The sequence below is a fragment of the Prevotella sp. P5-50 genome, assembly GCF_002251295.1.
Classification (GTDB): Bacteria; Bacteroidota; Bacteroidia; order Bacteroidales; family Bacteroidaceae; genus Prevotella.
This window is the reverse complement of the sequence record NZ_NPJA01000053.1, coordinates 36,855-57,140: the sequence shown is the minus strand read 5'-3', so window position 1 is coordinate 57,140 and position 20,286 is coordinate 36,855. Positions and strand designations below refer to the sequence as shown.

The 20,286-nt window shown below is 47.2% G+C and carries 10 protein-coding genes; 2 read left to right on the top strand and 8 right to left on the bottom strand.

Annotated features, from left to right (window positions below; translation table 11 throughout):
• Positions 1 to 8: 8 nt before the first annotated feature.
• The 6 genes from CIK88_RS11875 to CIK88_RS11850 all read right to left on the bottom strand — a co-directional run bounded on the left by CIK88_RS11875 (position 9) and on the right by CIK88_RS11850 (position 14,351).
• A complete protein-coding gene (locus tag CIK88_RS11875) occupies positions 9 to 2,360 on the bottom strand; it encodes a TIM-barrel domain-containing protein (protein WP_094389790.1) in 2,352 nt (783 codons plus the stop codon).
• On the bottom strand, positions 2,360 to 4,717 hold the full coding sequence (locus CIK88_RS11870) for a glycoside hydrolase family 2 TIM barrel-domain containing protein (RefSeq protein WP_094389780.1): 2,358 nt from the start codon (positions 4,715 to 4,717) through the stop codon (positions 2,360 to 2,362). The genes CIK88_RS11875 and CIK88_RS11870 overlap by 1 nt, the downstream gene beginning before the upstream one ends.
• Positions 4,718 to 5,748: 1,031 nt before the next feature.
• Positions 5,749 to 8,751: a TIM-barrel domain-containing protein gene (locus tag CIK88_RS11865; protein WP_094389779.1), complete on the bottom strand. Its 3,003-nt coding sequence runs from the start codon at positions 8,749 to 8,751 to the stop codon at positions 5,749 to 5,751.
• Between the two features lie 37 nt (positions 8,752 to 8,788).
• Positions 8,789 to 11,869, bottom strand: coding sequence for a two-component regulator propeller domain-containing protein (locus CIK88_RS11860; RefSeq protein WP_158214684.1), 3,081 nt, complete (start codon positions 11,867 to 11,869; stop codon positions 8,789 to 8,791).
• Between the two features lie 135 nt (positions 11,870 to 12,004).
• Positions 12,005 to 13,030: a LacI family DNA-binding transcriptional regulator gene (locus CIK88_RS11855; protein ID WP_094436686.1), complete on the bottom strand. Its 1,026-nt coding sequence runs from the start codon at positions 13,028 to 13,030 to the stop codon at positions 12,005 to 12,007.
• 262 nt (positions 13,031 to 13,292) lie between these two features.
• Positions 13,293 to 14,351 carry a DUF3810 domain-containing protein gene (locus CIK88_RS11850; protein ID WP_254046898.1) on the bottom strand — a complete coding sequence of 353 codons (1,059 nt, stop codon included), beginning with the start codon at positions 14,349 to 14,351 and terminating at the stop codon, positions 13,293 to 13,295.
• Between the two features lie 508 nt (positions 14,352 to 14,859).
• Here CIK88_RS11850 and CIK88_RS11845 point away from each other — a divergent pair.
• Both CIK88_RS11845 and CIK88_RS11840 read left to right on the top strand, forming a co-directional pair.
• On the top strand, positions 14,860 to 15,396 hold the full coding sequence (locus CIK88_RS11845) for a DUF3237 domain-containing protein (RefSeq protein WP_094436684.1): 537 nt from the start codon (positions 14,860 to 14,862) through the stop codon (positions 15,394 to 15,396).
• 44 nt (positions 15,397 to 15,440) lie between these two features.
• Positions 15,441 to 16,028 carry an epoxyqueuosine reductase QueH gene (locus CIK88_RS11840; RefSeq protein ID WP_094436682.1) on the top strand — a complete coding sequence of 196 codons (588 nt, stop codon included), beginning with the start codon at positions 15,441 to 15,443 and terminating at the stop codon, positions 16,026 to 16,028.
• A gap of 186 nt (positions 16,029 to 16,214) precedes the next feature.
• On the opposite strand, the gene CIK88_RS11835 is transcribed toward CIK88_RS11840, so the two are convergent.
• Positions 16,215 to 16,826, bottom strand: coding sequence for a polysaccharide deacetylase family protein (locus tag CIK88_RS11835; protein ID WP_094389773.1), 612 nt, complete (start codon positions 16,824 to 16,826; stop codon positions 16,215 to 16,217).
• A 37-nt stretch (positions 16,827 to 16,863) separates the two neighbouring features.
• Complete coding sequence (locus CIK88_RS11830) at positions 16,864 to 20,241, bottom strand: DUF2723 domain-containing protein (RefSeq protein ID WP_094436680.1); 3,378 nt, start codon at positions 20,239 to 20,241, stop codon at positions 16,864 to 16,866.
• Between the last annotated feature and the right edge of the window lie 45 nt (positions 20,242 to 20,286).

Sequence of the window (20,286 nt, the reverse complement as noted above, 5' to 3'; positions counted from 1 at the left end):
ATGAATAGTTATTTCTCGATATGTTGCAGTTCCTTATCGCCAGGGCGGAACAGGAGTCCTGTACATTTGGTAGCATCGGCCTTATAGGCTTTCAGCTCGACCTTGTCCCATTTGATATCGCCTGTGTTTTGTGCGACAGGTACATGGGGAATGAGTGATCCATCCTTGACGAGGATGACGCAGGGAATCTCAGCAGTTGGGATAGTCTGATAGCCCCCCTCATAGACTTTTCCTGTCTGATAATCAATCCACTTTCCACGGGGCAGATATACGGTGCGGCTTTTTCCAGTTTCGAGCATTGGAGCAACAAGAATCTGCGAACCAAACATATACTCGTCTTCCACAAACCATGCACCTGGATCATCGGGGAATTCCACGAGCAGTGCACGTACCATAGGCAGTCCGCGCTCAGAGCAATCCTTTGCCTGTGCATAGACATAAGGCATGAGTTTGTATTTCATTTCTGCCGACTGGCGGAATGCTTTGGTAAAGCTTTCGCTGATGAGCCAAGGTTCGGTAGGAGGTGCTCCATGGGCACGTGTATGGCTTGAAAGGAATCCGAATGGCAGCCAACGACGGTAGAGATCGTCGGGACTCTTGGTGACAAAGCCACCCATGTCATGACTCCAGAAGGAGAATCCGCTGAGTCCGAATGACAAACCGCCACGGAGATCGCCCAACATACCTACGCTACCAATCTCGTTGGTAGCAGCATCGCCACCCCAATGGAGCGGATAGCGCTGGCTTCCAGCCCATGCGCTGCGAGCCCAGATGACACCTTCATGGTCGGGAGTATTGTCGCGCACAGCCTGCCAGAGTGCTTTGTTGTAGCGCAGGGGATAGAGGTTGTGCTCATAGAATCCTGTTTTACCGCTGGCATAGATGCCATCGTATGGTGCAGCCTCACCGAAGTCACACTTGATAGCGCTGACTCCTTGTTTGATGAGGTTAGCGATTTTGCCTTGATACCATGCTACGGTCTTGGGATTGCTGAGGTCGAGCACCGCATCTTCATAGCTCAATGTTCCGTTGCCGTTGTGTACAGCCATGCCGCCATCAACGAGTTCACGGAAGTAGCGGTTCTTCGGTGTGAAGTAGGGCAACTGCCAAAGACAGGTATGGAAACCGTCTTTCTTCATCGACTTGAGCATGGCTACTGGATCTTTGAAACGATCTTTGGCAAACTCATAGTCGCACTGCCAATCTACGCCAAACCATCCTGTATCGAAATGGATAACATCTGATGGTATCTTGTTGGCACGGAGTTTACGGGCAATGTCGAGTCCTTCCTCCTGAGAGAAATAGGTGATGCGGCTCATCCATGTGCCGAAAGTCCAGAGGGGAAGCATAGGTGACTTACCAGTGACGTCGGTATAAGCATTGAGCACGTCTTTCGGTTCACCGAAGAAGATGAAGAAGTCCATCGTTTCGTCGCCCATAAAGAGGCGCTGTGCACCGATGTAAGAGGCACCGAAATCAGCTGTTGTAGGTGCCGAGGTGTGCATGAAGATACCATATCCCCGATTAGAGAAATAGAAAGGCACGGGTTTATACATGCCATCGGTCTCTGGTCCTTGTGGATCGACTACCGAGATTTGCACTTTCTGTCCTACTTTGTTGAGCGATGTGAAACTTTCGCCGCAACCGTAGATGCGCTCGTTTGGTGAGAGCATCAGTACGGGATTGATGCTGCGCGAATTGTCTGAACCGCGTTTGATAAAGTTGAAGGGCAGGAGTTTCACCTGTGTACTGTCGTTATCGATGATGTGGCGGGTCTGCGTGAGCAGTTTGCCCTGTCCGTCGCGCAGCACGATACGGAACGGATACTTCTGTATTTCGAGTGAACCGTTATTGTTTTTATAGACAATAGCTTGGTCGGTAGCTTTCACGTTCCAGCGTCCACGACCGTTTTTAGCCTGTTCGCCAGTTTGCTGTGCAATAAATTCCGGTGAGAACATGGGGTCGTTGGCATCGTCCATTTTCGGCTCGATGGGTGAAGTGAAGATGGTGACACGAAGTGTGCGGTTGTCTATTTTCTGCACTTTGATGCGCAGGTTGGGGTCGTTGTCATACTGTGTGTCGGGGAAATCGAGCATCTTCATGCGCACAGGCCAATAGCCATTGAGGTTGAAAGCCTGTCGCGGTGCGAGACGGTAGCGTTTCCAGTTGAGCAGTCCTTCGCCCTTGTTGAGGTCGAAGCCAGCCAGACTGTCAGCCAGAAAATAAGTGTTGGAGAGGTCAGAGAACTCGCCCGACATATCTTTTGCCTGGCATTGCAGATACTGTACACCTGCCGATGTCTGTATCTGCGCAACGGCTGCCATAGGCAGGAGCGCTGCTGATAATAAGATTTTCTTCATCATAATTTGATAGTTGCTGTTGGTAGTCCGTATGATTTAGCAGTCAGCGTGCCATGTCCGTCGAGTACGACGAAGCATCTGCCGAAGAATGCTTTGCGCTTATTGTCCTTGAAGCGTTCGAGTGATGTCTGGTTTCCGTTATCCACACCGATGATGGTGGCATCGGTATCGAAAAACACTTGGTTCTCTGCCCAAGGGCATCGGTTGCCGTTCTCATCAACCACTTCCACCTTGACGAAGGTGGTGTTTTTACCTTGATAATCGATGCTGAGTTGCAAATGATGGGGCTGTCCGGCAGTATGGATAGTCTGCTGGCGCACCTCTTTACCGTCTTTGCGTGCCACGACCTTCACTTCTCCGGGTTCAAAGGTTACGCGCCACATCACATGATACTGGTGGCTATCTGCCTTGCGGCGCACGCCATGACTCTTGCCGTTGATGTAGAGTTCCACTTCGTCGGCTTGATTGTAGTAGCACCACATATCGATTTGTTCGCCATCGAGCCAGTTCCAATGGGGGAAGAGATGCAGAACAGGGCGATTGGTCCATTCGCTCTGATACATATAATAGACATCTTTAGGCTGACCAGCCAAGTCGATGATGCCGAAATAACTGCTGCGAGCAGGATAAGAATAAGGTGTGGGTTCGCCGATATAGTCGAAACCGGTCCATATAAACTGTCCACCGACATAGGGAGTATGCTTCACCACATCCCATGTTTCCTCGTGAGTACTGCTCCATGAGGCATGCATGTTATCGTAAGACGAGCATTTGAACGAAGGATCGGTATAGGGCAACCACCATTCCTTAGGTGCTTTGATGACAGAGTCGCTGGGCATGGTGTAAAATCCCGTTGTCTGCAGGGCTGAAACGCTTTCGGTCATGATAAACGGACGACCGGGGAAATTCTTGGGTACATCCTTAATCCACTGATGATGATAGTTGAAGCCTACAATATCGAGTGCCTTACCCTTGAACAGGTGGTTGTCGGGTGATGGTTCGTTACATCCTGCGGTGATGGGACGTGTCGTGTCGTAGCGACGCACAATGTCAGCCAAATGGTCTGCCAACAATGTATTGACGCTGGTTTCGCCATCCTTGGCAAGGGTCGAAGCATCGTGTCCGGCATTGAGTATGAGGTTGGCTTGCTCAAGAGTCAACGTATCAGCATCGGCAGACGACCACTGTTCGAGCACCTCATTGCCGATGCTCCACATCAGTATGGAGGGATGATTGCGGTCACGCAGTATCAAGTCGGCAAGGTCGCGCTCGTGCCATTCGTCGAAGAAGCGTGCATAGTCGTTTTGAGTCTTACGGCGGCGCCACATGTCAAACGACTCGTCCATGACGATAAGTCCCATGGTGTCGCACATGTTGAGTAGTTCGGGAGCAGGCGGATTGTGTGATGAACGAATGGCATTCACACCCATTTCCTTCAGTCGCACGAGTTTGCGGTGCATGGCATCTTCGTTGACCACAGCACCCAAACAACCGAAATCGTGGTGTTCGCAAACCCCGTTGAGCTTCATGTTCTTGCCATTGAGCCAGAAACCTGTCTTGGCATCGAAGCGGAACGAGCGGAATCCGGTGTTGGTCCACACCTCATCGACCACTTTTCCACCTACCAGCACTTGCGTGCGTACCTTATAGATATAGGGGTCATCAACCGACCACAGATGGGGACGGCGCACTTTCAAACCAACTGCTCGTCCTTGGGCATCAAACACTTGGTTGCGCACCTTATAGGCTTTGCCCTGACTTTCCACATCAGCAGTCACGGAGATACGTCCGTCGGGATTGGCAACCACATGCACTCCCCAGTGTTTCACATGCACATCGGCGGTTTTGGTAAACCACACATGGCGGTAGATACCGCATCCGCTATACCATCTGGAATTAGGCTGATCGCTATTATCCACACGCACAGCCACCACGTTGCGACCGGCTATGAGATAAGGTGTGATGTCGTATTCAAACGAGCTATAACCGTAAGGGCGGTAGCCCACTTCCTTACCGTTGATATAGACACGGGCATTCATATACACTCCGTCGAACTCAATGAAGTAGCGTTCTCCTTGTTTTTTCTGCAGATTGAAAGTCTTGCGATACCATCCAATGCCGCCAGGAAGTGCTCCCCCACCCGCTCCTGATGGGTTAGAACAGAGAAAATCACCCTCCACAGCCCAATCGTGTGGTAGGTTTAGTGCACGCCAATGCGTATCATGATAATCGGTTTTTGACATTTGTGCCGAGTCTGCCAGCACAAATCGCCATCCGTTGTCAAAGTTCTGGCGGTCGCGTGCCTGTGCGGTCAACATACAGCCAATGGCACATGCCAGAATAAAGAATCTATACATAAGAAATTAGTATTGGTAAATCGTTGGGCAAAGTTAGCGATTTTCAGCAAGAAGACAAAGGCTTTCTGTCATTTTTTTACCTCCACCCAACGGCAACTGCTATGATTTTTCCAGCAAATTTATGAAGATGGATGGAAATGAGAACTTTCATTACCAGAAAACAACTTCTGTCTATCGTTGTATTAAGCATCATTTTAATTTGAATCTGCGCTTAACCATACGGGGCTGTTGAATGATATTGAGACGAATCAAGGATGTAGCGCACCAAAGGAGAAATCTAACAAAAACAGATCAATGAGCATCGGCGAACTTCCTTTATATTATGTGCGCGTATATGCGCACGCGCACGCGACGTCATAAAATTCGACCACTCGACCACCAGAATCAGATAAGTAACTACAGCACAACACCATAACGGGTGGTCGAACCTTCTGTTTTTTAGATTTTCGACCACCATTCGACCACCCCTGCAACGCCCTGAGGATACAAAACATAAACAATTAACTAACGCCATGAAAGGACAAAAGTAAAGCGTGATCCTATTTCCCTTATAAAAAGCTATCGTTTATCAACGTTTTTCCAAACCTTGATAATCTTTTTATCCAACGTTGGATAATACCCTTATCAAACGTTGGATAATACTTTTATCAAATATTGGATAATACTTTTATCAAATATTGGATAACATCTTTATCAAACGTTGGATAACATCTTTATCAATCGTTGAAAAGATCTTTTTCAAACGTTAGACAATACTTTTGCAAAACATGGGGTAATACTTTTGCAAAACATGGGGTAATACTTTTGCAAAACATGGGGTAATACTTTTGCAAAACATTGGAAATGCCTTGGCAAAATAACGGGCAATATCTTGTACATGGTAAATGGAACATTTAGGCAACTTGTATATAGAAGAAGGGCGATGTCAGTACGATGGTTATGCAGGTGGTCAATGGGTAGTCATTGGGTATTATATAAGACAAGAAGGGTGTGCCGTATGGCACACCCCTCCTATTGCAATATCTTTAAAATCAGAGTTTCACGCTAACAGCCTTACCGCTGTACTGCACCATTTTACCCTCAGGATTGTCGAGGTTGAGGTCGCGGGGCTGGTCTTTCTTCACGAGTACTACATTGAAACGACGGTTTTTCAGCATACCCTTGAAAGCACCATTGCGCTTGCCGAAGCTGACAGTTTTGTCGGCATCGTTATAGGCAATCTCGATGGTGGCATACTTACCCTTCTCGTAGTTGTAGTTGGTTCCCTCGTCTTCGTAGAGTTGGAACGATCCGTCCTGACCCTCATAGACATAGAGATTGATGAGTTCGGCAGGTTTCTCGTCGCACCACTCCATGGCAGGACCAAATGGAATGATGGCACCTTCACGTACGAAAACAGGAATCTTCTCGTAGGGTGCATCAACTACCAAATGCTGACCACCATCATAGTGTTCGCCAGTATAGAAATCATACCAACCACACTGTTTGGGGAAATATACGCTACGGTTGCGAGCCTTGTAGTAGCCAACAGGACAAGCCATGAGCGCAGGACCAAACATCCACTGGTTGCCGATATTCTCCACTTCCTTATCGCCATTGAAATCCATAACGAGTGCACGCATCAGCGTATAGTCTTTGAAGTGAGCCCATGCAGCCATGCTGTACATATAAGGCATCAAGCGATAGCGCAACTGGTCGTAATAAACAAACGACTTATAGGCAGGATGATTGTCGGGAGCGATGTTCCAGATTTCGCGAGTAGGCCACTGACCATGCGAACGGAACAAGGGGATGAAGGCTCCAAACTGATTCCAGCGAGCCTGGAGTTCACGCCATTCCTTCAAATCTTCGTTCTCTTCACCTGTTTCGTTGAAGAGTTTCTGAGCCGCAACATAGCGGTTTTCTACACAGAAGCCACCTTGGTCCATTCCCCAGAAAGGCACACCCGACATAGAATAGTTGAGTCCGGCTGTCATCTGAGCGCGCATATCCTCCCAACGGGTGCCGATATCACCACTCCAAGTGGCTGTAGAATAGCGCTGTTCACCAGCGAAACCGCTACGGGTGAGCAGGAACACACGAGGTTCGTTGGCTTTACCCTTCCATACCGAACGCTGTCCGTTGTAGATAGCATCGGCATTGACGGTAGAATAGGCATTGAAATATTCGGTAGAAGTGCCGAGGGCAGTAGGTCCGCAAAGTGCTTTGCGATACCACATCGGAGTGCAGTCGCGCACATTAGGCTCTGAGGCATCCATCCACCAAGCATCGATGCCAGGCACACCATTCTTATTAAACTTGCTATAGAGATGGTCGTCCATCTGTTTCCAGAACAGTTTGCGAGCTCCCTCATCATAGGCATCATACATCGAACCACGGAAGCCAAGCCAGTCGTGGATATCGTCCTTGACAGCCTGACGATACATCCATCCCTTCTCGTCGAGTTCCTTATAGTGTTCGGTGGTGTCGTAGAACTTAGGCCATACACTAATCATGAAGCGTCCGTGCATAGCGTGAACAGAGTCGAGCATAGCCTGTGGGTTGGGATAACGGCTTGCTTCAAAGTCGTGAGCACCCCAATCGGGCAGATTCCAGTAGTTCCAGTCCTGCACGATATTGTCGATAGGAATGTGGCGACGACGGAACTCTGCGAGGTTATCCTCGATGTCCTGACTGCTCTGATAGCGTTCGCGGCTCTGCCAGAAGCCGAGCACCCATTTCGGATAGAGCGATGCTTTTCCTGTCAAAGTGCGATAGCCGCTGATGACATCATCGAAATTCTGACCTGCAATGAAGTAGTAATCCATATCGCGCGCCATCTCGCTCCAGATACTGAGTTGCTCACGCTCTGTCTTATTGCGAGGTTGTGAGACACGCAGTCCGCAATAGGAATCGCCACCATCGGGTTGCCACTCAATGCGCAACTGTGCCTTCTTACCCTTGGTCAGTTCGGTGCTAAACTTATAGCTGTTGGGGTTCCATGCGGTACGCCAACGCTCAGGCACCACCTCCTTGCCATCGATATACACCTTGATATAACCGGCATAGTAGAGGATAAACTGATAGAGTTGCTTCTCATTCTTGCCAGCCTTGGCACAACGACCACAACATTCAGGCTCGATAAATCCTTCGTATGTCACAGTGGCACCTTGGAGATTGAAGCCCTTGGGGAGGTTCTTCAGACCACCATTATCGGTCTTGTTGGCAATTTCTGAAGTTGGAGGACAAGCATACTCATAATAGATGCTATCCTCATCGCGCACCAGTTTCTTACCATTCTTATCGACGTAGGTACCAGTCAGATGACCTTCTTTACCGCGACGGTCGTAGAGTTTGAAGGCACGGTTCAGCTGCAAATAGTCGTTGGGATTGCCAAAGCGGCAATAACTGTAGCTGTCCCACAGGATACCATAGTTCTTGTTGGAGAGTACGAAAGGAATAGAGACCTTGGTGTTATATTGGAACAGGTCTTCGTTTTTACCTTTCATATTAAATTCCTCAGACTGATGCTGTCCCAATCCATAGAAGGCTTCATCGGAAGGACTGTCGAAAAGCATCTGCCAAGTCAGTCCGTGCTTCATCTCTTCGGTCACTCCACCGATGTTGCGTACTCCGTATTCGCGCTCAGGGACTGTGAAGTTCTGGAATTTCTTGCCATCCTTAGCCTCTTTAAGCAGTTGTTTTCCTGTGGCATCAAAAAATACGATCGCACCCGTTGCCTTATTGACTACGGCAGTCACATTCTTCGCTTTGACTATTACAGACTGCTCGTCCTCACTTATCGTATAGTTTTTTTTTGCGGGAGCTATCTGCGGTACAATCATCAGACTGGGTTTCTTGACAGGTAATGCACTCTCGGATGTGGCGCGCACACGGATGATGTTGTCGTTCATCACCTCAAGACAGATAACTTTGGCCTGACCACCATCGGGTTTGACCATGACCTTGTTGCCATTCTGCTGCACTTCTGCTGCAGCCATTGTCAATGCGGTCATTGAGAACGCACCGACCATGAGGGTTTTAATAATATTCATTTGATCATTTAGGGTTATTATATACTACTTTTTTCAATTATTTTATTTCATCGTCAGCATGGTCGTCGTCCATAATTTCAGCTTCTTCCACCATGCCTTTTGCTGGCAAGTCGATCACCATGATGGTTCCGCCACCAGGGTTGTCCTTCACTTCGATGGTTCCACCATGTGCCACTATGATGTCTTTGACAAGAGCGAGTTCGAGTTCGTCAACACCTGCTGTATGGTCAAACATATGTGGTTTATACTCATCAGCCACTCCGATACCATTGTCAGCCACTTGGATCTGTACGTTACCATTGTCCTTTCGAATGAGCCCAACACTAATGTGGCAGTTCTTGGCGGCAAATTTCTGTGAATTGGTAAACAAGATGTTGAGCATGCGCTTGATCAGAACGACGTCAAACTCCATAAAGAGTTCGTCGATAAGCATGACATTGCTAATCTTTACACCCTTGTTGCCTTTCACATATTCAGCACATTGCTTCTTAATCACTGCTACAAGGTCGGCATATTCCGTATGCATCATAAGGTGGCGCACAGGTTCTTCAACAACAGCATCTCCTGTTGCTGGCTGTTCTGCTGCCATCGATGCTTTCATCTCTGCCATCCATTGGCGCTTCTCCATCTCAAGGCGCAATGCGAAGGCGGCTTGGCGTTTAGCCTGACGACGCATATAATTCTTGCGCCACCACCAAATGCCAAAGGCGGCAACCAGCAACAGCATCATGATCATCCACCATGAACGCCAGAACGGAGGCTGTATAATAATGGTGAGTGTTGCCTCTTCACTACCAATGGTACCATCGTCGTTGAGCATGCGTACGCGCAGGGTATAAGATCCTGAAGGCAGACTCATATAAGTAATGTTGGGGTTGGCTTCTTCGGTTCTAATCCAGTCGTTGTTCACACCATCGAGGCGATAGAGGAAGCGCGAGCGGTGATGGATTTCGCCATTGGAACTTCCCAACTGAATGGTAAACTGGTCGTTGTATTTCAAGCGAACGGCACGACAGATGTTCAGTGCCTTACGTAATATGATGCGACCGTCAATCTTTTCACCAACCTTTACGTCCTGTTCAAAGAGTTTCAGGCCGCTGAATACGGGATATTCCTTATACTTCTCTTCGCGCATCAGCTTCGGATTGATGACATCAAGACCTTCCTGACCACCCACCAGGATAAGTCCATCGGCAGTCTTACAGATGGCACGCTGGTTGAACGGACCGTTCTGGAGACCGTCGTTGCTATTGAAAGTGCGGATGATAAAGTTCCATTGTCCGTCTTTTTGCTGCGGGATGACGTTTGATACGCCATGATCAGTCACCAGCCATACCGTGTGGTTGTTGTCTTCCACCATGGCATTGACGGTAGAACCAATGAGTCCGGAACGCATATCAATCAGATAGACAGCATTGGTCTTCGTGTCCCAGATGGTTGCACCCGATGAAGAGCCCTGCCAGGCAAGTCCCCGACTGTCCTCCATAGTACATATTGAGGATTCGGTAATACCGATGCCCTCTTTATTGTCAATAATATTGCGATTGATAATCTTGCCAGAAACGGGATTCACAATCGAATAGAAATTGGAATGGGATACCATCAACCAGTTTTTCTTCGTCAAATTGACAGTCGAGATATAGTCTGATACCAAGATAGAGTTATGGCTGGTGATAGGTGTGTCAAAGCGTCCTGCACGGGTTAAGCGCTGAATACCGTTACCCAATGTGCCAATCCAGATATTGCCCTGACGGTCTTCACATATCGACCAGATATTGTTATTGGCCAATTCACCCGGTTTACCCGATGAGCGGAAATTAGTGATAGCACCACCACGGAAACGTATCAGTCCACCTTCATAGGTTCCAAACCATACGGTACCGTCACGTGAAACCAACGAACTGACCATGGTATTGGTGGCAATGCCACTGTTGTTGCGGTCGAAAACAACCTGTTCGCCAGTTTTACGATCCATGCGAATGATACCCGCATCATTGGTTCCCAGCCAGAAGAAGGATTTATCGGAAGTGATGGTGGTGATATTTCCCAGATCAAGATGGCGGAAATTGGAGAGTCCCTCTTTAAACATATTGACGCCATTCATATAGGTACCAATCCAAATACGACCCTGCTGGTCGCGATAAAGAAAGCGGAGGGTGTTTTCGCTGATAGACGTACCGTCGTTTTTCTGAGTCAAGAACTGGCGCACCTCATGCGCTTGGCGGTCAACAAGAAAGAGTCCTGTATGGTCGGTAGCTATCCAAACGCGCTTTTTGCTATCCGAACAAATATCCCAAATGCTCAGTCCGTCAGGCAATTCCACGCCCCAGCGTTTCGCCAGTTCTTTATAAGAAAGAATCCAACGTCCTTTCGACTTCACAAAACAGCCTACCACGGTTATCATCCAGAGATTACCATCGGCATCGGTACGCAACTTACATTCCTGATTGTTGAAGAGTCCTTTCTCACGAATATAAGCATCTTTCCAACTAATCCAGTTTTTCTCTCTGTTGAAACAGAACACCTCACCATTGTGTGAAGATACCAACAAGCTCTTGCCTATCTCTGCAAAACTCGATACACCAAAGTCGGAATTGAACTCTTGGCGGCCATAACCGAAATTAAACTGCTTGGCTTCTTTGGTATAAGGATTATAATGCCAGAAACCAGTATCATAGGTTTTTACCCAAAAATGATGATGCTTGTCTATATAAAGGCGCTCGATACCACCCGCCACGCCGTGTTGCTGCAACCAACGCTCAGGATGTCTGTCACATGACTCGGTTACTGGGTCGAAGATGGTATAGTTCATACCCTGCTTCAACCATAGTTTTCCATCGTATGCCTCATAGATCTCATCCACATAATTGTTGCGTAGCGTAGTGGTATCTTTGGCGTATGAGTAGAATGTCTTGATACGATATCCGTCGTATCGATTAAGGCCATAGGGAGTTCCTATCCATACAAATCCCTTGGAGTCGCGCTTCACACAAAGAATCTGTGAGTTGCTCAGTCCGTCACGGGTATCAAGTCGGCTAAACTTAATGTCATCAATAGCAGCACCGACTGTCAGCACAAAGCTGACCATCAGCGTCAGTAACATGATCATCCTTCTCATATTTACAGTCATTAGCATCAATGCCAGAGGCATTTATTTTAGGTTTTACGAGTTATATATAATATGGTGCAAATGTACTCTTTTTTATTGAAAAGACCAAACATAGTCAGCCTTTTTTGGTCCTCGACCTACTACTTACTGCGGTTTTTTAGCCGAGGTACCACGGATGACCAACTGTTGCGGCACAATTTTGTGATATACGCCTGTATCTCCTGCAATATTCTTGAGCAGCAATTGACAGGCTGTTGCACCCATTTGGTGAGCCTGATCGACGATGGCTGACATTTGCGGCGTGACGTATGCAGCATGCACGTCATCGGTAAAGCCGATGAGTGCCACATCGTCGGGTATGCGCAATCCTGCCTCACGAATGGCATTGAATGCGGCAAAGGTGATGATATCGTTGAAAGCCACTATGGCATCAGGTTTCTGCTCTTTAAGTAGGGTAACAGTATTGGAAAGTACGGCATCATAATCTATCGATCCGCATTTCACAAGTTCACGCTCGATGGGAATCTGATTTTCACGAAGTGCTTCAAGATAACCATGTTTACGACGCTGAACCATATCGAGGTGGTTAGGACCGCCGATAAAGGCTATGCGACGACTACCGGTATCTATCAAATGCTGAGTAGCCATCTGGGCGGCTTGGTCACCATTGGCTGTGACACACGAGAAGCGCTCTTTCAGACAAGTACGACCAAAGAATACCAAAGGAATGCCCATCTCTGCAATCTCCTCAAAGTGGCTGTAATCAGTAGTGGATTGTGACAAACAAGCTATAATGCCCTCCACATGGAGATTGATAAAGTTGTCGATGGCTTGTGTTTCAATATCAAATGATTCATGGCTATTGGCACTAATGACGCTATAGCCCGATCGTTTGGCCTCATCTTCTATGCCATCGAGTACCGCAGCATAATAGTGGGTCACCAAATTGGGCAGCACCACGCCAATAATCTTTGGAGCTTCTTTACGCAAACTCTGTGCAAAAGGGTTGGGGCGATAGTTGCGTAGTTTGGCTAAAGCCTTCACCTTTTCCTGCATTTCATGGCCTATTTCCGAAGAACTGCGCAGGGCACGACTGACTGTAGCAATACTCACATTGAGCTCTTTAGCCAGGTCCTTCAACGATGTTCTATGTTGCTTTCTATTGTTCATTGCTGCAAAAATACAAAAAAACTCGCAATGGCGCAAACGTTTACGTGTGTTTTTTCATTCATTTTCTGTTTTTTATCATAAAATGTACATACCTTTGCATCAGCAAACAGGAAATAACTTTTGTGCATAACAAAGAAAGAGTAATGAATAGTTGATAATAAGTTAGTTAGAAAACAGAAACTGGGACTGTCGCGAGACACACCCAGTTTTTTTTGTATCAGCCATTACCTATCCGTCTATAACACATTGTTTTATAGTCTATTCAACGGCGTTGCATCTGTCCTTGGCGTTGCTCCCATGAGAGTATCAGCGCCACCACTTGCGAATAACTCTTCCGTCCGCCATCAACCCGATTGGTTCTCAGATAAAACTCATAGACCGCATTTTGCAAGTTGCCCAACCAGGTACTGTATTTCGAACGCCAATAGTTGCGGTCGGCAGATGCCATCTGCCTGATTTCCGGTCGTACATATTGCAGGAAATCTTCGGCTGCCTCATCACCAAGTACAGCATCTACACTACGCAACACATGAAAGAAGATGGCATAATAGCCACAAAAGCGCATCGTGCGGTCGGCAGATGATGTACAAACCTGATAGGCATAGAAATTGGCTTCACCCTCGTTGGTGATGCCAAGTAGATGAGCATACTCGTGGGCAAACGTGGATGGATACTCGTGGGCACGCAAATCGCCATTGAGCGTAAACTCGCAGAAGAAAGGACCCATACTGCCGGTCACTCCTACCTTGGAACTCAACGAAGTGAAAAGCATGGTCTTGGCTTGCGTATGAACATGGAAAGGGGCATGGACACCCATATTCTGCTGGGCTAAACGCTTATAACCTGCCACCACCAAAGACGGCACTCGCAGAGTATCATAAATGACTGTTTTACTATAAGTGGCATTCAAACTATCGGCATAACGCCATGCAAAATGTCGCAGTTGATCATTGTTGGCTTCATAACGGGGTGTATGACTTCGATGATAAAAATCAGACTGGGCATAGTTTAATCCCCATGCCAGATAGAACCACACATAGACACACAACAGATACTCACCCACCCCAGCAATGGCATAGCCCACAGTTTTATTCTTCCGACGAACAGCATAGAACGGAAATGCCACAATACCGATGATACTCAAGGCTATAAACAAGTCGCCTATGGCAAAGGGCACATATCCTGACAAGAATGTCAAAACGGTAGCAACACATGGATAGACCGCTTGGGCATAATAGTCACCCAACCCACCTATACCTTGTACGGCAACAACGATTACCAAGAATACTACGAGTATCTTTCTACGTCTATTCCACTTCATATTTTATCGCATCTTTCAGAAAGATGCAGCAAAGATACACTTTTCTCTTCAATCCACAAAGGATGTTTATCGCTTTTTCTTCTATACTTCAGCTATCGGGAATGATACTATCCTACCGACATAAAACACATCCCGAACGGATCCCGAAGGCATCCCGAAGGAAAACAGCACCAATAGTATCGTCCATAAACAGGAATAGCATTGTCATTTGCAATAGCCATAAAAATATCAAAAGGCAACACCCACCATCACGATGGACATTGCCCCAAACCTAAATTGATAATTATGATTTGTGTTTATGAAAGTCGGTATTGTGGTCGTGCATCTCTTCAGTCGTCTATAGAAATGATTTTTGATTGCCGGTGCAAAGGTAGCAATTATGGCGCCACATCATTTTAACATAACGGAATATCGGCACCTCATGTTTTGGTGCAAATCTGCCATTAGATTTGGGTATAAAGAAAAAAGATAGTAACTTTGCAGACCAAGCAACAATTAAATGGTGACAATGAAAAAGACTATTCTATACTTGATGACAACAATGGCTTGGCTACTGATGCTTGCCACGCCACTAACGGCCATGGCTCAGGAACCAACCATGCCACAACTCACTCACGTACTGACATTACATGTAGCATGTTCGCCAGCACAAACATTGGGAAATACAGCTATGGGCAAACGCATCGTCATACCGATTATAGGCGGACACTTCGAAGGAACACATCCCAACGGCAGCAGTTTCAAAGGAGATGTCTTGGCAGGCGGTGCAGACTATCAACTGGTAGATACCATACGCAACCGTACTCATCTTGAAGCCATCTACAACATCCGTACAGCAGATGGAGTGATGATTCATGTGCGTAACGAGGGAGTTCTGGCCAACCCTATCCTTCCCAACGGGAAAACGGGTTTCTACTTCAACACAACACCTGTGTTTGAGGCACCCACCGAGAGTTGTTATGCTTGGCTCAATGACGCAACCTTTGTTTGCACACCATTTTTCGAGCAGAACACTATCGGCTTGAAAGTTTGGAAAGTTAATTGACGGACCATAGAATTGTTGCTGACACAGACATCCTATACTACACAATGAAAAAAAAGAAAAACGATATCGAAATTCCAGAAGGCATCAACCGCATCATGCTACATGCCTGTTGTGCTCCATGTTCTTCAGCCATTGTAGAATGGATGCTGGCACACGATGTGCACCCAACTATCTTCTACTTCAATCCAAACATCTGGCCACATGAAGAATATGAAATCCGCAAAGAAGAAAGCAAGCGCCACGCCACTTCACTCGGCATCGAGTGGATAGATGGCGACTACAATCATGAAACATGGCTTGCGGCTATCAAAGGGCTGGAGGGTGAACCTGAACGGGGAGGCCGCTGTCTGCAGTGTTTCCGTATGCGACTCATTGCCACTGCCATGGAGGCACAACGACGTGGTTTCACCACGATTGCCACCACCCTTGCCACATCACGTTGGAAGAGTCTTGACCAAATAGCAGCAGCAGGAAAAATGGCAGAAGAGGCTGTGCCAGGCATCCACTTCTGGGCGCAAAACTGGCGCAAAGGAGGACTGCAGGAGCGTCGCAACGAACTGTTAAAGCAATACCAGTTTTACAACCAGCAGTATTGTGGATGTGAATTCAGCATGAGAAAAGAACAGGAATAAACCATATTCTGTATGGTCCGAACATGGGCATCCATCACATTCAAAGATGCGGTGGTGTGCTGCAAATCCTACATTTACAGTCATATATTCTGTTTTTACAGCATCGCATGTGCACCTGCGCACATACGCACGCATGAGTATGCGTGCGCGTACATGTTATGATTGTACAGAAACAAAAAAAGGTGTTCATTCGAACACCTTAAATTCATAGCCTTGCTCACGCAACCATTCTATACTTGCTGGCAATGCCGTTTTCAGTTTATCAATACTCTTGAGAGAATCGTGGAATGTGATGATGGAACCGTTGCGAGCATAGCGTTTCACATTAGCCAACACATCTTCTGCCGTCATCCACTTGGAATAGTCTCGCGTGACAAGATCCCACATCACTATGCGATACTTTCGACCTAAGATGGCATACTGTTCCCATCGCATCCAACCATGTGGCGGGCGCACCAAATCAGTATGAAGATAGGCATTAGCCTTTTCTACATTATAGCAATACTGATGGATGCTATGACGGAAACCACTAATATGGTTGTGTGTATGATTACCCACCCGATGACCTTCGTCGATGACACGCTGCAACAATTCGGGATACTTACGAGCATTGTCGCCCACCATAAAAAAGGTGGCTTTGATGCCATAATGTCTAAGCGTATCAAGAATAAATGGCGTGGCCTCGGGGATGGGACCGTCATCGAAGGTCAGATATACTGACCGTTCGTGACGGTTCATCCGCCAAGTGGCTCTGGGATATAGCCACCTTAGCCATATTGCCGGTTGTTCTATTATCACTTGCAGTTAATACTTTTCATATTATCACTATCCACGATCAGCGATCTATGCCCTGTGCACCGCCACGCTCCTCAAAGGTGCGTATCATGCGGCTATACTGCTCGTAGTGTTTGTTGAACCATTGCTGATCTATCTGCTGAGCCACGAGAAGTATCTGCTGCAAATAGTAAGCATGGGCATAAGCATTATTCTTAGAGAAGGCAAACTGCTCAGCATTGAGGTTGTTGTACCAATTGAGGTATTGCTGAGAATTGTGCCACATCTCATTGAGCACCTTGATGGCTTTCTGCTTCTGACCTACCTGATACCATCCTTCTGCAATATCAAGCGAACCCGATGAGAATTCATGCGGGATATTATATGAAGGAAGCATCTTGTCAATGTAGGCAAGAACTTCAGCGGCACGCTTCTTGTCACCTTCCTCGATGAGTTTGTTGGCCAACTGCGACATGATGCGACGATGGCTGTAGCACATGCGCATCACAGTCTCATCGATATATATGCCCTTTTGGTTGAGTCCACCAAACTTGAAACGATGCATCACGTTATCATAGGTGCGCTTCGTATCGAAGTTGCGTGCGCCTTGAGCATTGGTAGTGAATGGTGTGATACGATATGCCAATCCTTCAGTCACCACATTGTTGCCAAGGTTGATATAACTACTCTCACCAACTGTTGCAGCCACGTAGATGGGGCGTTTCCAGTTACACTCAGCCAACATCTCCAGAATCATCAAGTCGCCTTTGTAGAGTGCACTCTTGCCTGCAAGCGAGATAACCATGCGGTCGGGAATGCTATCACTTGCCATCATCATACCACTCTTGCGTACTGCCTCCTTGTCGATAGTCATATAGAGTGTGTCGGTTGGAATGACGTGGAGTTCTGAATTTTTGGAACGTGCCCAATACTTCAATACATTCTTCAACTCAAATGGGTCATCACCAAACTGTGCTTTGGCAGTTTCGGGATCTTGCTTATAGAAATCGAGAACAGCCTGCTTCATATGAGGATCGATGGGCACATACTCGTTGGTACCAGTAACATACTCCAAACGATTCCATTTAATGGGAATGCCAGGAGAGGTATAAGCAGGACGACGCATCTGGTCTATATACCAATCGGTCTGCAGATACGACAGGTTGCAAACGCGCGCATCGGTGCGCACACCTTCTACATCCTGATTGTACCACAAGGGGAATGTATCGTTATCACCATTGGTATAGATGATAGGATTGCCCTCATTCTGCAGCGACATCAGATAGTTTTGTCCAAAGTCACGGCACGAATAACGACCACTTCGGTCATGATCATCCCATGTCTGACTACCCATTTGTATGGGAACAGCCAATGCCACTACAGCAATAACTGCGGCAACCAACACATTTTCTTTCTTCAGCTTGCGGTTCAACAGGTCGATGAGAGCTGCAACACCCATACCACACCAGATGGCAAAAGCATAGAACGAACCCGCATAAGCATAGTCGCGTTCACGTACCTGCTCAGGATTCTGATTAAGGTAAATGACAATAGCCAAACCTGTCATGAAGAACAGGAAGAACACAACCCAGAACTGGCGGATGCCCACTGGTTCTATATCTTCTTTGTCGCTACCGGGCACACGACGTTTGCGAGTGTACCACGACTGCCAGAAGAGTCCGATAAGACCGAGCATCAATGGCATCATATAGAATACATTGTGGCCTTTGTTGTTTTTCAACTCATCGGGCAATGTCGATTGGTCTCCCAGACGCCAGTTGTCCAACCAACTGAAACCACTTATCCAGTTGCCATGTTCCAATTCGCCCTGACCTTGAATATCATTCTGACGGCCTGCGAAATTCCACATGAAATAGCGCCAATACATGAAATTACACTGGTATGAGAGGAAGAAACGAATGTTCTGCAACATGCTCGGCATCTTCACCGTAACCATCTCGCCACAACGATCGTATGCTTCTTCACTTCCATCGGGCTCTTCGCCCAACCAACTACGATATGAAGCAGCCTTACCTGAATCCCACATACGCGGGAACAGCATATTCTGAGCATATACATAGTCGTCCTTAGTACGTGCTACGAAGTATTCATCCTTCTCGTCGGCAGATGCTTTCTCCTTGCGCTGCCAAACAGGTGCGCCCTTTGTTGAGACTGGACGGCAATAATCGCCCGCCTTCTCCAAAGCCACCTGTGAGGTATAAGCCTGACCGTAAAGCAACGGACGCTGTCCGTACTGGTCACGAGCCAGATAGTCGCCAAGGGTAAATATATCCTCTGGAGAGTTCTGGTCCATTGGTGGATTGGCTGCCGAACGAATGACGATGACAGCATATGACGAATAACCAATGAGGAGCATCATCATGCAGAGCAGAGATGTATTCTTGATACGTGAGGTGATGAGCAACTTGCCTTGGCGCTTATATTGAAGTACCAGCCAAATCAGAGCCAATACAACAATGCCGATAAGCACTGCTGACCAGCCATAGCCAAAGAAAGGAATACCCAACATGGCTACAGACAACAGGAATGCTATATTCTGACGTTTCAGACTTTGATCCTTGTAGGACTCATAGATCGCCCATACCAATGTGGCAATAAGCAGGATGATATAAACAATCTCACCTGTATTGAACGGACAACCAAACACGTTGACAAACAACAGTTCGAACCATCCACCCACACGAACAATACCTGGCACAAGACCATAGAGCACAGCGCCCAAGATGACTACTGATATCACCAAAGCGGCAATAGAGCCATACAGATCTTTACGTGAATCGGGCTGGGGACACTTGCGATAGTAATATACCAGCACGATGGCAGGCAGACACAACAAGTTGAGCAAGTGAACACCAATCGAGAGGCCTGTCATATACATGATAAGCACCAGCCAACGGTCGGAATGAGGCTCGTCGGCATGTTCTTCCCACTTCAGGATCAGCCAGAATACCAAAGCGGTAAATGCCGAAGAATAGGCATACACCTCACCCTCAGCAGCTGAGAACCAGAAGGTATCGCTGAACGTATAAATCAGCGCACCTACCAGTGCCGAGCCTTCAATGGCTATGGTTTTGGCGGGTGTCAACTCGCTCCAATCCTTGACCAACAAGCGTCGAACAAGATGCGAGATAGACCAGAACAGGAACAGAATGGTTACTGCCGAGAGCAATGCGCTCATCGTATTGACCATACGTGCTACCTGCGAGGGGTCGCTGGCAAATTGTGAAAACAGATTGGCGGTAAGCATGAAGAACGGTGCACCCGGTGGATGTCCGACTTCGAGTTTATAGCCCGTAGAGGTAAATTCGGGACAGTCCCAGAAAGAGGCTGTCGGTTCAATAGTAGAGCAATAAACAAAGGCGGCAATCAGAAAGGTGACCCACCCCAGTATATTGTCTAACAGTCGAAATTGTTTCATTGTGTATTATTAATTATGATCTTAATTACCTAATAAAATACAAAA